Source organism: Desulfovibrio sp., from assembly GCF_034006445.1.
In the GTDB taxonomy this organism is placed as follows: Bacteria; Desulfobacterota; Desulfovibrionia; order Desulfovibrionales; family Desulfovibrionaceae; genus Desulfovibrio.
Window position 1 is genome coordinate 386,569 of record NZ_JAVESS010000001.1, and the last position, 12,711, is coordinate 399,279.

A 12,711-nucleotide genomic window follows, 5' to 3' on the forward strand; every position below is an offset into this window, starting at 1 on the left:
ACTTGCCTCACTTAACCGGCATCAGTCACAATGCCTGTGTCCAGCCAGTAGCCTTCATCCAGTTTCAGCGTCTGCAGGCGTATCTCGAGATCACGCCTGTCAACGCCACGGCCTTGATTATCCACAATGGAAATGATGCTGAATTCGCCCTCGCTACGATCTTTTTCATCATCCGTTCGAGGGGCATCATCCCACACGTCATCAACAGTGAGGCGAACTTCCACTTCATAGGGCAGGCGGCCAGAAGCCCTGGCGCGCGCGTCCTCATTGGCAAATGCCAGCAGATGATAGCGGGTGGTGGGCCAGCGTTCGGCGTCCAGTTGTCGGTACCCGATGGACAAGGGGCCGCTGAAGGCTACCTTGCGTATCTGCTCGGTGCCCTCATTGCTGTCCACATCAACGGTAAACCAGACCTTGGGTTTTTTGAGCTGGCTGTTGATGTCCATCTCGCCAATGTAGCGAGCCGTTGAGGTAAGATGCAAGGCCCCGGTGTCAAAGGAGAAACCTTCAAGATGCCCGTCTGCCAGGGCGCAAAGAATGGCCCCCACAACCACAGTGGTCTTGGGATCGGTGATGCGGCCCTGCGCGTCGGCAAAGGGATACCACGATCCGGCGTGGTAACTGCGCATGGGGATTATCCTGTCCGGCGGAACGGGCAGCTTGGCCAGGACGGACGCAACCACGCCGTTCCAGGCGCTTGGCCGCCCGGTGAGCAGCAAAACGTCGCAGTCGTACATGTGTACGACCTCGCACAGGGCAGACAGCGTGGGGCCCAGGGTGGAGCGTATGGTCACGTCCACGGCAGCCGGGCTGACCGTAATGGGGACATTCAGAATGTTAAAGTCCTGGATGAGGGGGGCTCCCCTGCGCACCATATTTTCCACCGCTTTCAGAATGGCTGGCTGCGGACGGGGGGCAAGGGTTGCGGGTTCAAAACCCGGGCCAGCCCCGGCGCTGCCTTCCGCACCAGGTGCGTCACTGGCGGATTCCAGTGGATCGGGTTCAAAAAAGTCCCGTATGGCGCAGGTGTAGCTGGCATGACGGATTTCAGGATTTTCGCAGGCAGCCAGCAGGCCCAGAGCTACAGGCACGGCAATCTGCCGTACAAGACGGACGCGGGTGTTGCGGTCTTCCTGCGACATGCCGATGGAGTCCCGCCCGAAGAGTTGCCCCAGCAGGGCGCGGGGCTCGGCCAGCCCCTGCTGCACAAGGGCCTGCCCGATGGCGGGGATTACATGGTTGGCCACCACTTCGCGCAGAACTTCGTCCCCTGCGATGTTAAAGCCGTCCCTGAACTCCGTATGCGGCACGATGCGCGCCGTGTCCCCTTCGCCGCTTGCCAGTTCATAGGTAGTTATGGACAGATCCGTGGTGCCGCCACCAATGTCAATGGAGGCCATGCGCACGCAGGGATGCCCCTGGCACGAGGCGCGGGGTCTGCCCAAAAGGCGGAAAAGGTGGTGGGCGTCACCGTGCTGTTTGACGGCCAGTTCATTATAGAGCAGCACAAGCTGTGAGCAGCTGGCTTCATCCCAGTCACAGCGCACTTGCGGGCTCTGGCGGTAGTCGCCGCTCTGGCCGCGCGCCAGCGCCTTGGGCGTGTACCATTGGCCCCAGCCCAAAGCTGTCCAGACGACGCGCACGGCCCATACAACCCAACGGCGGAATATCCGTTTTTCAGCCACAGGCATGGCCGTGGGCACAGTAAAAATAAGTCTGCGCAAACGGCGGGGCAGATTGGGCAGTTCACGGCGTGCGCGGGTTGCGGGGGAGTTTATGGTCACAAGGGCCTGAGTGAGGATTTCACCAAGCATGAAGAGCATGAGCGACGAGCGCGTGAACAGGGATTCAAAAATAGGTTCTGCCTGCTGTTTTTGCAGGGCAGGACTTTTTTTGAACAGTGGATCGTCAAAGCAGGCCAGCGGCGTGCCCAGAGGATTGAGCTGCCGTGGAAAAAGCCCGCGACTGACCATGGGTTCAGCCTTGCCGCCTGTATTGTAGCGCCAGCTTTGCTGCCAGGGGCGTTCGTCCCACAAATAGCGCTTGGGGCTGGACATGCCCGTGGTGCCCTCGGCGCAGACGGCCTGGGTCGCCAGACGCGCGGCCTCGGGCCCGATACGCACGGCGGACGGCCAGGCAAAGGCCGGGGTCTGCCTGCCTGAGCGCCGTGAAAGGGCATCGTTGCCAAAGGCAGCATCCACAAATTCTACCCGTGTTTCAAAGGGATCGGAATAAATGTTTTCTGGATTGCTCAGGTCGCGCAACTCCAGAAGATAGCTGTCGTTGAGGTTGGTCACACGCTGCGGCAGGGTTTCCACCAGTATGCCCGTGGTGCGCGAATTGCCGATGTCGAGCACAAGGTCCACATCCACTGGCGTATCGCGGTCGGGGTTGATGACCTGCGCCGCCAGATCGTTGAGGGCCATGCGGACCACATCCAGCCAGGTGAGATAGTTGGCAAGATGTTCGAGCACATAGGGGGTGTCGTCCTTCCAGGAGCCTCGCCCCCGGTGCTGCGACTGCCGCCAGAGGTCGAAAATGCCACAGAGCCATTCGTCAACCCAGGCTTCATTGAGAAACCATGAATTGTCACGAACAAGGTGGGCCAGCATAAAATGCCCGTGGGCGGCCACATCCTGAGGCGACAGGGCGTGATAGCGATCCCCTTCGGTCGGGCGTTGCTCCACATTGGTGTCAAAGGCCAGAACGATGCGCAGTTGATCCGGGTGACGTTCGGACTGCATGACGCGCGCGCGCGCCCAGTTGGACGGCCCGCACTCAAAGCGCTTGCCGCCGTCAGGCCATGCCTGATCAAGGGAGCGCAGAAAGGGAATGGGCAGCCAGTGCCCGTCCCATGCGGTCACGGCGCGGCGGGCTTCAACGCTGTAGTCTTCGTCGCAGGGCTGGCCCGTCAACTGGTCGATAAACCCGTTTTCCGTCTCGGCCAGGCAGCGCAGATAATGGGTATAGCGCCCGTCGGGATCACCCTGATTCTTTTTTTCTTCCCGAAAGTACCGTCGCAGCCGACGGATGGACTCTTCACGCAGTGAAAAGTCCAGAAACTGCGGGCAGCCCCCAGGAATGATGCTTACAGGGGAAAGGTAGCTCGGTATGCCATTCATGCTTATTTCCTTCTGAAGCGGGCGTCCCACTTGTTGTTGCCCGCGCCTTGCTCTCTGCCTTTGCACTGCGTGGTATTTTCGCTGCCGGTGCATTCCACCTTCTGGGGAACGTAGATGCCGCCGCGAGGACATTTGGCCTGTCCGGATTCAAAATTCAGCTTGTTGCCCTGGAAGCGGGCCGAGGCGGGGCCGCTGCACACCTGACCATTGCGCTCACGCACAAAACGGCGGCCGCTGCCCTTTTTGTCAAAGCAGTACTCCGCAATGATGGGCTCATTGGAAGGATGGGAATACAGACCCGTCTCGCTGGTCCAGCAGCCTTCAAGGAAGCTCAAATCGTTCTTCTTGGCCGCGTCCTCGGGAATGGTCAGATCCTCGTTCTTTTTCTTGGGCTTTTCCGGCTCCTTGGGCGGCTCAACTGGCTTGGGCTCGGGCTTTGGCTCCGGCTTTTGCTGCTTGGGCTGTTCCTTGGGCTTTTCGGGCTGCGGCGGAGCCACCGGGGTTTCCCCAAGGAAAGGCTCCACCATTTCTGGTTCCGGCGCAGGTTCTACCGGTTCGGGCTTCTTTTCCTCCACCGGGGGAATCACAGGTTTCACGGGTTTGCACAGTGCGGCCCGTTCCTGAAGCTGGTTCCACAAAAGGGCCAGTTCGTCATCCAAAGAGGCGGCGCGCTGCTCTTCGGCTGCAAGTTTCTGGCGGTCCACCGGCATGCAGCTTGCGGGCAGGGGAGAAGGCAGAAAGCCGAGCGCCGCGCCCAGGAGCCAGAGCAAAAGCAAAAGCAGTAACAGCGGCAGCAGCCAGGGCAGGCAGCCGCCCCGCACAGGGGCAGCAACCGGAATGACAGAGGCTGCAGGTGGCGGAGGCGGGAGCGCCGCGCCAAGGCGTGTCAGATCCTGGGGCAGGGCTCCGGGGCTGCCGGGGGCAAAACCCCAGTTGATCAGTACGGGCTGGCCGTTCACAGACCAGATGTCTTCATCTGAAGGATGCTGCAATGCCTGTTGCAGCAACTGTCCGGAAAGCGCCTGGCGGGCCTGGACATCGGCAGTAAGATTCTGCGCCAGGGCGGCGATGTCACGGGCAAGGGCCGCCGCTTTGAGGCGAAGGGCATTGGCTTCGGTATCCGTAAGGTCTTTGAGGGGAGTCGCCTGACCCTGCCCCTCGGCATACCAGTCTACCGTATTGCCTTCGGCATCGTGTTGCGGTTCGGCCAGCAGGGCGGCGTGTTCCGGCCCCAGTTTTTGCAGTAGAATGGCTTTAAGCTGGGCGTGGCAGTCTGTGGCCAGGATTCCCTGGCTGGCAAGCGCCCGCATGGGCCCGCGCTGGCTTACGGCTATGCGTATGCTCATGGCTTGCCTCCTTGCGCGCCCTTGACCCCGTCAGACGAGGTTTGCGGCTGATCGGAATTTTGCGCGGGCTTTGCCCCATCGGTTTGGACGGCCGGTTGTGATGACCCCTGATCCGGCCCAGACGGCGCAGCCATGGTGACGGGCACTCCGGCTGCCCTCAAAAATTCTGCCAGACTGGCGCTTACAATGGCCAGACTGGACTGCCTGTAGGATTCGTCGTCCAGTTTGATAAAGGTATTGATGCCCACAACCTCGCCCTTGTCGTTAACAAGCGGGCCGCCGCTGTTGCCCTGGGAGACCGTCGCCGTATGGACGATAAGGGCAGGTTTGCGTTCAAGAATGACGCTGACCACGCCGTCGGTGTAAACCACTTCGGGGGCCGCCGCCGCGTTGCCCTTGAGCAGGGCCGAAAACTGGGGGTCGTCGTTGGTCACTGCGCCCGGGAAGCCCCATGCACTGACTCTTTCCGTACGCCAGACGTCATTGGACAGCGTCAGGGGCGTGATGGCTGGCCCGCCTTCAACCGCCAGAACGGCAAAATCACGGCCATTGCTTTGTACGGCTCGCAGAACGCGGGCAGCAAGGGGGGCGCCAGTGGCCTTGTTAACCACAACAGCCTTTTGAGCGGAACCCACCACATGCGCATTGGTTACCACATGCCCCGGCGACACAAAAAACCCGGAACCCATTGAAAGCCCCTCTTCACGCAAGGCCAGCACAAGAACAGTAGCCTGCTCCATAAGGGCGGCAAAGCCTTGCGGCGTCTTTACGGGCTGCGAAGCCTGCGGGCTTGCGGGGGTGGGGCGAGCTGACGGTTCGGAGGCTTCAGGCAAAACGTCGCCAGATCTTGCCGCGCCATCGGCCAGAGGAGGCCATGCAATGCCTGGCGGTGGCGAGACAAGGGGGAGCTTGCGCTGCACTTCGCAAGGTTCTTCTTTAAGAAGCTGGCGCAAGCGAGCGAGAAAATCTTCACGGGCCTGGTTTTGCTTTTGCAACGCGGTGGTTTCGGACGCTATTTGTCCTTTAAGGTTCTCCGCCGCCTGCCATTCTTTCCAGAAAAGCCAGATGGCCAGAAGCAGGAGACCTAAAAAGAACAACAGTCCCCAAAACAGGGGACGGCGATACCAGGGCACTACGGAGGCAGGCAGCGAACCGTTGTGCGTTTCCTGCTCCGGGGCAGCGGGACTGGGCGTTTGACTCATGGTGACTCCGCGGCGTGCAGCCGCAAAAAATGTTCGCGCGCCCTGCCCAAAAAAGGGCAGGGCAACGCGAACGGGCGACTAACCAAGCAGGTTGTTGACGGTTTGTTCGTAGCTGTTCATGCGGGCGTCCACATCGGTGCGCGTAGCTTCAAGTTCTTTGCGTGAGGACTTCCATTCCGATGCTTCTGGACTCAACTTGGCCTGTTTGACAACGGGTTTGGACTTTTTGGAGCCGGATGCGGGTGAAGAGGCAACCGGCTGCTCCTTGGCGGTTTCGCCAGCCAGCACGCGCTCGTATTCACTGTCTTTTTGCGCCATGGCAGCCGACGTGTCCTTAAGAATGAACGCCGTTTCTTCAAGGCCGCTGCGGATTTCATTGTAACGGTCCTGAAGGTCAAAGCGGGTGAGCTGGCCTGCCTTGTACTGATCGACCGCCAGTTTGAACTGCTGGTCATAGCACTTGGTAGCCACTTTAGCGGCGGCTGTAGCGCGGTTCATGCTGGCAGCCTCGGTTCCCATCTGGCGGTTGTATTGCGCCAGATAGTCAGCGTCACGCTGCTTTTCTTGGGATTTGCCGTAGATATTGCCGCCAACAGCGCCAGCGGCGCCACCGGCCACAGCGCCTGCCAGCGCTCCTTCAATCTTGCCTGTGGCCAGCCCGCCGATAAGCGCACCAAGCAGTGCGCCGCCAGCAGCGCCCGCAGCCGTGCTTTTGCCGGTGCTGTTTTCGTCCTGGCGCAGTTGGGCGACAGGCTCATAGCACTGGGGATAATGGTTTACCTTGGTCTTTTGCTCACCGTATCGGCTGGTGCAGCCGGAAAAAAGCAGGCTGCCCGCAAGAAGCAGGATAAGAGGAAGATATACGCGCCGCTGCATGCCCCGGCCTCCTAATTAAAGTTGAAGAACGTAATCACTTCTTTAATTATACTGCAAATTCATGCAAAACAGCAAGTCCCGGCAGGGCATGAGGCTGCGGGGCTGAGTGCATAACCTTAAAAACCTGTGGCCTATGATGTCAAAACTGCAGGGGTATTAGTGGATTTAATCTTTAGCAAAGGTAAAAACCCCCAGAGTATTTAACACGTAAAATGCGCGCGTACGGCAGGCAAAAACCTGCCTACTCGCATTTCGTGGTAAGGATTATCAGGAAAATCCTTAAGCGCAGTCAATGCATTTCATTGTATTCGACACGTAAAAGCAGAAGCTTAATGCGCAGATAAACACGCTTGCGCCTTTATGGCGAACGTCTGTTCACGCAACCGCCAGCGTGGTTTCAGGATAAAATTACGCTGGCGTGGTGGGGGACTGGCGCCAGCATATTTGACAAGGGCCAGGCAGTGGTTAAACATCTCGTTCGGCGCGTTTGGGCTGTGTTGTTTTATACAGTTCGTGAATAGTGCCGACAGACCCGTAGAGGCTGGCGCACTGCCGCCATTTTTTCACCATGCTACCTTGTGAGTCATCATGGCTTTTTCAGCTTCCCGCGATGCCAAAACTACCATTGCCTGCCCCAACTGCGCAGACAAACTTCATATCACACGTACCTGCCATGAAGTGTTCATGCGCTGCCCGTCCTGCAAGGCTGAATTCCCCTTGCAAGGGTATATCAAGCAGGCTGACGATGCCATGGAAAGCTTTTTGGAAAACGTGTACTGCAACAGAATCTGAAATCAGTCTTGCTTCGGGCGTAGAGCGGCAGTCTGCGGGTTGACTCCGGCCACCGCCCTGCCAGCGGCCATGCCGCTGGCCCAGGCCCAATGCAGGTTGTATCCCCCAAGCAGACCGGCCACATCAAGGATTTCTCCCGTAATATACACATTGGGGCAACAGCGGCTGGCCATGGTCTGTGGGTCTACCTCGCTGACGGCTATGCCGCCAAGGCATGCTTCAGCTTTTTTCAGTCCGGCCACGCCTGTGGGCTGTATCCTGTACCTGTGAACAGCCTCTTCCAGTGAAGCGCGCACTGCGCGCGACAGTTCTGCGGCCTTGCGTCGTGCGCTTTCCAGCGGCAACAGGGCGTCAACCAGTCGTTGCGGCAGCAGCCGGGCCAGCAAGGCCCGTGGGGTTTGCCTGCCGGACTCGTGATTGTCCAGAAGCGCCTTGAATTGTTGATTTGGGAGGAAGTCGATGCATACCTCCATTCCCTCTTCCCAGTAGAGGGATGCCTTGAGTGCGGCTGGCCCGCTCAATCCTTCATGGGTGAAAAGAAGATGGTCCTGCCACTGCTGCTCCCCTACGGAGATGCACACCGGCAGGCTGATGCCCGTCAGGGCCGTCAAAGGATGGTTTTGCGGCAGAATGAGCGGGCTCAAGGCCGGACGCGGCGGCACCAGGCTGTGCCCGAGGCTCTGGGCCAGCCTGTACCCCTGACCGCTGCCGCCAACTTGCGGCCACGCAGGGCTGCCCATGGCAAGGACGATGTTTTTTGCCTGCCAGATGCCCGAAGCGGTTTGCACTTCAAACACACCGTCAGCAACAGAGACGGATTCCACAGGATTCTTGCATTCCACGCGGCATCCGCGCTGGCGGCAATCTTCCAGCAGGGCATTGACCAGCCTCTGCGCCGGAACCGTCAAAAAAAGTTGCCCGTGTTCCCGTTCTTCAAACGGCAAATGCCATTGGCGCACAAGGCGCACCATGTGTGCCGGGGTAAAAGACCGCAGGGCAGGGGCGCAAAAACCGCTGTTTGGCTCGCCGCAGCAGCGATAGCTCGCCATGCCAACCTGGCGATTGGTGAAATTGGCCTTGCCGCCCCCGCTGACGGCCAGCTTGCGGCCAGGGGTCGCACCGCGTTCGAGTACGACCACCTTCAGGCCACGCCCGGCAGCTTCTCTGGCGCACATGAGCCCGGAGGCTCCTGCACCCAGGATCAGCACGTCTGTGACGTCCTTGCCAGTGTGACGGCCGCGTCCGCCATGGGCGTGCGGTTGACGCAGGGGGGTGGGAAGCGTGGACGGTGTTTCGCCGCTGAAATTTGACAGCGCTTTTCGGGGAGCGTTATGTAAATGAGTTGTCTGCATGGAGTGAAAATATACAAGTCGGCAAGGTCTGCCAAGGCGTCCTATGGCGCGCCGGGCAGGACGTGCACCAGGCTGACAAGAAAAATGTTCACGGATTGAGAGGATCATGCCCGTACTTGCCACAACCTATGCTTGCCCCTGGTTTATGACCAACCCCCATGTCAACACCATGTGGCCGTCGCTTTTCCGGCCGCAGCCACCGGCTTCACCCAAGGTGTCACGCCAGCGTATAGATACGCCTGACGGTGATTTTCTTGACATTGACCTGCATCCGGCCTCTGACGCGCCTGACCGGAAATTCGGATTGGGCCGGGCCATTGCCATTGTGTCGCATGGTCTTGAAGGCAACAGCCGCCGCAAGTACGTCCTTGGCATGACCGCAGCGTTGCGGGCTTTGGATTTTGACGTGCTGGCCTGGAACATGCGCTCCTGCTCCGGCGAACCCAACCGCACGTCACGTCTGTACCATATGGGGGAAATTGAAGACCTTTCCACGGTTGTGCGCTTTGCCGAGACCTTCAACCGTCCCTTGCTGCTGGCGGGTTTCAGCATGGGGGGCAATCAGATATGCCGCTACCTTGGCGGCGAAGCGGCGTCCTCGCTGGTCAAGGCAGCTGTAGTGGTATCGGTGCCGTGCGATTTGTCCGCTGCCGCGCCGATTATGGATGGTCCTTCCTGCCGTATATATATGTGGCATTTTTTGCGCACGCTGCGCGAAAAAGTGCGTTACAAGGCCGCCCATTTTCCGGGATATCCTTCTGTGGAGGGTCTGGAGTCCATCCGCACCTTTGCCGAGTTCGACAGTCGTTTTACCGCCCCGACATTCGGGTTTTCCTCAGCGGAAGACTATTGGAAAAAAAACACTGTGCTGCCTGACCTGCCGCGCATAAGCGTTCCCACCTATCTTCTGCTGTCTGCGGACGACCCTTTCTGTGCGCCATCCTGTTACCCGTGGGACACGGCGCGTTCAAGCCGACATTTGTTTCTTGAAGTTTCAGCGCATGGCGGGCACGTGGGTTTTGTTCAGGCTGGCGGCATATACTACAGCGAACGGCGCGCGCAGGAATTTGTGCGAGGTCTGGTGGAGCAGGGCATTTTTGACTGAATACCACGGGTATTACCGGGAACCTACTGTGGTGCGCAAGGTGTCCCCGTGCCACACTGAATACCACGGGTATTACCGAAACTTTGTGCTATCCCTTGCCTTTTGCCGCCAGCTTTTTCTTGGTCAGGCCTGTGGCCGTGGCAGTAAAAGGGTCTTCGGGCCAGGGATGGCGCGGGTATCGGCCGCGCATCTCACTGCGCACAGCGGGGTAGCCGTTGCGCCAGAAATGCGCCAGATCGCGCGTGATCTGCAATGGCCGCCCTGCAGGAGAATTCAGGCGCAGGAGCAGGGGCACGCGGCCCTGGGCAATGGTTGGAGTCTCCTTGCTGCCGAACATTTCCTGTAACTTCACGTCCAGTGTAGGGCCGCCTTCCTCTCCATATAGTATGGGTTTTTGCGCGCCTGAAGGAACCTGCCAGTGCGTAGGGGCCAGTGTTTCAAGCTGTCGCCGCAAATGCCCCGGCAGCAGCCCGCGCAGGGCGTCAAAAAATGCGGAAGCCGTCAGGCCCGCCAGCGACGGGCAGCCCCTCAAGGCAGGTGCAAGCCAGTTTTCAAGGTCGTCCAGCAAGGCGGCGTCGTCCATGAGCGGCCAGGGGTCGCCGTCCAATTGACGCAACAGGCTCACGCGCGCTCGCCACTGGCGGCTTTGGTCGTCCCAGGGCAGGCAGTCCAGCCCCTGATCGCGCACGTAGGCGCACAAGGCCGCCGCAACCTGCTCCGGCTTCGGGCGTGGCAGGGGCGTATCCTCAAGCAGCAGTGCGCCCAGCGTTCGCTGATGGCGCGCTGATACCTGGCCTGCGTCATTGACGCGCACTGTGTCCCGCTCAATGATTTGCTGCGCAAAAAGACTGTTGATGGCTTTTGAATCAAGGGCAGCAGCCAGGCGGATGCGGCCGTGCGGCAATGCGCCGTCCACATGTGCAACCGCCAGAAAGTCCTGACGGGCCAGTGTGTCTGTTTGCGAAACAAGGGCCGAACGTCCGTTGCACATGCGGTAGGCAGCCGTGGGAGAGCCTGCGCTGTTCACGGTGTTGAGGCTGCCCGCCTGAAGCATGGCCACCTGCTCCGGCCAGGCAATGGCAACCAGCATACCCGTTGACTCCATATCCGAAAGGGCTGCGGCAAATAATACATCCGTAGCGCCATTCAGGCGATCATCGGGGGCGGCGGACGTGGAGCCGGACTCGCCGGAGGCCGTGTACCGGGTCAGGCGAAGGCTTTGGCGGCGAATGCGCTGGCGAAGCCCTTGCTGTCCACGGTCATCTGTGTCCCGGCGCGCCTCCCGGCTGTCTGTTCGGCGGCTGCCTGGCTGGCGGCACAGCCAATCAAGGCGGCGCGTCAGATCGCAATCCTGTCTGTTGTGAAGAGCGTGCTTCTGGCCGTCAGACGCGGCGGCAGCGGCAAGAGGGTCCCTTTCTTCAAGCAATGCCGCCAGGCAGCATGCTAGGGGGCCGTGCCCGTGCGCTGCGCCCCACAGCAGCATGCGGGCGGTTCGGGGGGCCAGTGGCAGCCTGGCCATGCGTCGGCCCATATCCGTGGGCTTTCCTGCGCAGTCAAGCGCCTCAAGAAATTCGAGGCATTGGCGAGCCACGGCGAGATGCGCCGGGGGCGGCACATCCAGCCATGCCATGGCGGCCGGATCAGAAGCTCCCCATGCTGACAACTGCAGGAGCAGGCCCGTAAGGTCGGCATCCAGTATTTCCGGCCGGATATGCGGGCGCATGCCTTTTTCTTCTTCAACGGGCCACAGGCGGCAGCAGATGCCGGGTTCCGTTCTTCCGGCGCGTCCGGCGCGTTGGGTCGCCCCTGCCAGGGATACACGTTCCGTCACCAGTCTGGACAGACCGCTGGACGGGTCAAAGCGCGACAGCCGGGCCAGCCCCGCATCAACCACCATGCGGACGCCCTCAATGGTCAGCGACGTTTCGGCAATGGAGGTCGCCAGCACCACCTTGCGTTTGTGCGCAGGGGCTGGCGCAATGGCTTCATTCTGGCTGGCGGACGACAGGTTACCGTATAGAGGACAGAGCAGCACATCCGGCGGCAGGCGGTCTTCCAGCAGATTCATGACCTGCCGGATTTCACCCGCGCCTGGCAGAAATGCCAGTAAACTGCCCTTTTCTTCACGCAGCAGCGCAAGAATCACATGGGCCATATGCTGCCACAGGGCAAATGCGCCCGCCAGACCAGCCGCAGCCCCTTCAATCCGTCCTGTTCGGGCGGGCAGGGGGATGTGCCGGATATCCACAGGATATGCACGCGTTTGGCATTGAATTGCCGGACAATGCCCCATCAGGCCGGAAACTGCCTGAACATCAAGCGTGGCGGACATGACCAGAATGCGCAGATCGGGACGCAAAACCGCCTGACTTTCAAGGCAAAGCGCCAATCCCGTATCTGCTGTAAGCGATCGTTCATGAAATTCGTCAAAAATGATGCAGCCAGCCTGCGGCAGTTCGGGATTATTCTGTAGCAGCCGGGTGAGCACGCCTTCAGTGACCACTTCAATGCGCGTATGGCGGCTTACACGGCTCTCATCACGCATGCGCAGCCCCACTGTGCGCCCGATTTCCTCATGAAGAAGAGAAGCCATATACTGCGCAAGAGCACGAGCCGCGACTCTGCGCGGTTCAAGCATGATGATGCTGCGTCCCTCAAGCCATGGCGCGCCAAGAAGCCATAGTGGGACGCGGCTGCTTTTGCCCGCGCCGGGGCTGGCACTGAGAACAAGGTTGCGGCCTGCATCCAGCGCGGCAAGAAGGGCCTGACGCTCTGTATCAAGGGGGCAGGGCGGCAGAACAGTTGCGGAGGCGGCATATGCGGTACGTTCAGTCATATGGTGCAGCGTGCTGTATAAGGACGTAAAGTTCAAACAGCTTTTTTACTGGCAATCCTTCTCGCGTCAGTGTATTGACA

General features: G+C 59.9%; 8 protein-coding genes. 2 read left to right on the plus strand and 6 right to left on the minus strand.

What is annotated here, in order from left to right:
- Positions 1 to 11 precede the first annotated feature (11 nt).
- The 4 genes from RBR41_RS01610 to RBR41_RS01625 form a co-directional block, all read right to left on the minus strand.
- Positions 12 to 3,122, minus strand: coding sequence for a virulence factor SrfB (locus tag RBR41_RS01610; RefSeq protein ID WP_320350459.1), 3,111 nt, complete (start codon positions 3,120 to 3,122; stop codon positions 12 to 14).
- A gap of 2 nt (positions 3,123 to 3,124) precedes the next feature.
- Positions 3,125 to 4,468, minus strand: coding sequence for an SrfA family protein (locus RBR41_RS01615; protein WP_320350461.1), 1,344 nt, complete (start codon positions 4,466 to 4,468; stop codon positions 3,125 to 3,127).
- The gene (locus tag RBR41_RS01620) at positions 4,465 to 5,670 is read right to left on the minus strand and encodes a serine protease (RefSeq protein ID WP_320350462.1); all 1,206 of its coding nucleotides are present in this window, start codon (positions 5,668 to 5,670) and stop codon (positions 4,465 to 4,467) included. Before RBR41_RS01620 ends, RBR41_RS01615 begins: the two co-directional genes overlap by 4 nt.
- Positions 5,671 to 5,748: 78 nt before the next feature.
- On the minus strand, positions 5,749 to 6,546 hold the full coding sequence (locus RBR41_RS01625; protein ID WP_320350463.1) for a glycine zipper domain-containing protein: 798 nt from the start codon (positions 6,544 to 6,546) through the stop codon (positions 5,749 to 5,751).
- 588 nt (positions 6,547 to 7,134) lie between these two features.
- Here RBR41_RS01625 and RBR41_RS01630 point away from each other — a divergent pair.
- A complete protein-coding gene (locus RBR41_RS01630; RefSeq protein WP_291302690.1) occupies positions 7,135 to 7,338 on the plus strand; it encodes a dual CXXC motif small (seleno)protein in 204 nt (67 codons plus the stop codon).
- Between the two features lie 2 nt (positions 7,339 to 7,340).
- On the opposite strand, the gene RBR41_RS01635 is transcribed toward RBR41_RS01630, so the two are convergent.
- Positions 7,341 to 8,546, minus strand: a complete 1,206-nt coding sequence (locus RBR41_RS01635) for an aminoacetone oxidase family FAD-binding enzyme (RefSeq protein ID WP_320350466.1) — start codon at positions 8,544 to 8,546, stop codon at positions 7,341 to 7,343.
- Positions 8,547 to 8,796: 250 nt separating this feature from the next.
- On the opposite strand from RBR41_RS01635, the gene RBR41_RS01640 reads away from it, so the two are divergent.
- On the plus strand, positions 8,797 to 9,795 hold the full coding sequence (locus tag RBR41_RS01640) for a YheT family hydrolase (RefSeq protein ID WP_320350468.1): 999 nt from the start codon (positions 8,797 to 8,799) through the stop codon (positions 9,793 to 9,795).
- Between the two features lie 88 nt (positions 9,796 to 9,883).
- Here RBR41_RS01640 and hrpB read toward each other — a convergent pair whose 3' ends face one another.
- A complete protein-coding gene (gene hrpB / locus RBR41_RS01645; RefSeq protein WP_320350469.1) occupies positions 9,884 to 12,631 on the minus strand; it encodes an ATP-dependent helicase HrpB in 2,748 nt (915 codons plus the stop codon).
- Positions 12,632 to 12,711: the final 80 nt, after the last annotated feature.

What these genes read in the sequence shown, in the direction of transcription:
- RBR41_RS01610 (WP_320350459.1), bottom strand. Translation starts at nt 3,122, where the DNA reads ATGAATGGCATACCGAGCTACCTTTCCCCTGTAAGCATCATTCCTGGG.
- RBR41_RS01615 (WP_320350461.1), bottom strand. Translation starts at nt 4,468, where the DNA reads ATGAGCATACGCATAGCCGTAAGCCAGCGCGGGCCCATGCGGGCGCTT.
- RBR41_RS01620 (WP_320350462.1), bottom strand. Translation starts at nt 5,670, where the DNA reads ATGAGTCAAACGCCCAGTCCCGCTGCCCCGGAGCAGGAAACGCACAAC.
- RBR41_RS01625 (WP_320350463.1), bottom strand. Translation starts at nt 6,546, where the DNA reads ATGCAGCGGCGCGTATATCTTCCTCTTATCCTGCTTCTTGCGGGCAGC.
- RBR41_RS01630 (WP_291302690.1), top strand. Translation starts at nt 7,135, where the DNA reads ATGGCTTTTTCAGCTTCCCGCGATGCCAAAACTACCATTGCCTGCCCC.
- RBR41_RS01640 (WP_320350468.1), top strand. Translation starts at nt 8,797, where the DNA reads ATGCCCGTACTTGCCACAACCTATGCTTGCCCCTGGTTTATGACCAAC.
- hrpB (WP_320350469.1), bottom strand. Translation starts at nt 12,631, where the DNA reads ATGACTGAACGTACCGCATATGCCGCCTCCGCAACTGTTCTGCCGCCC.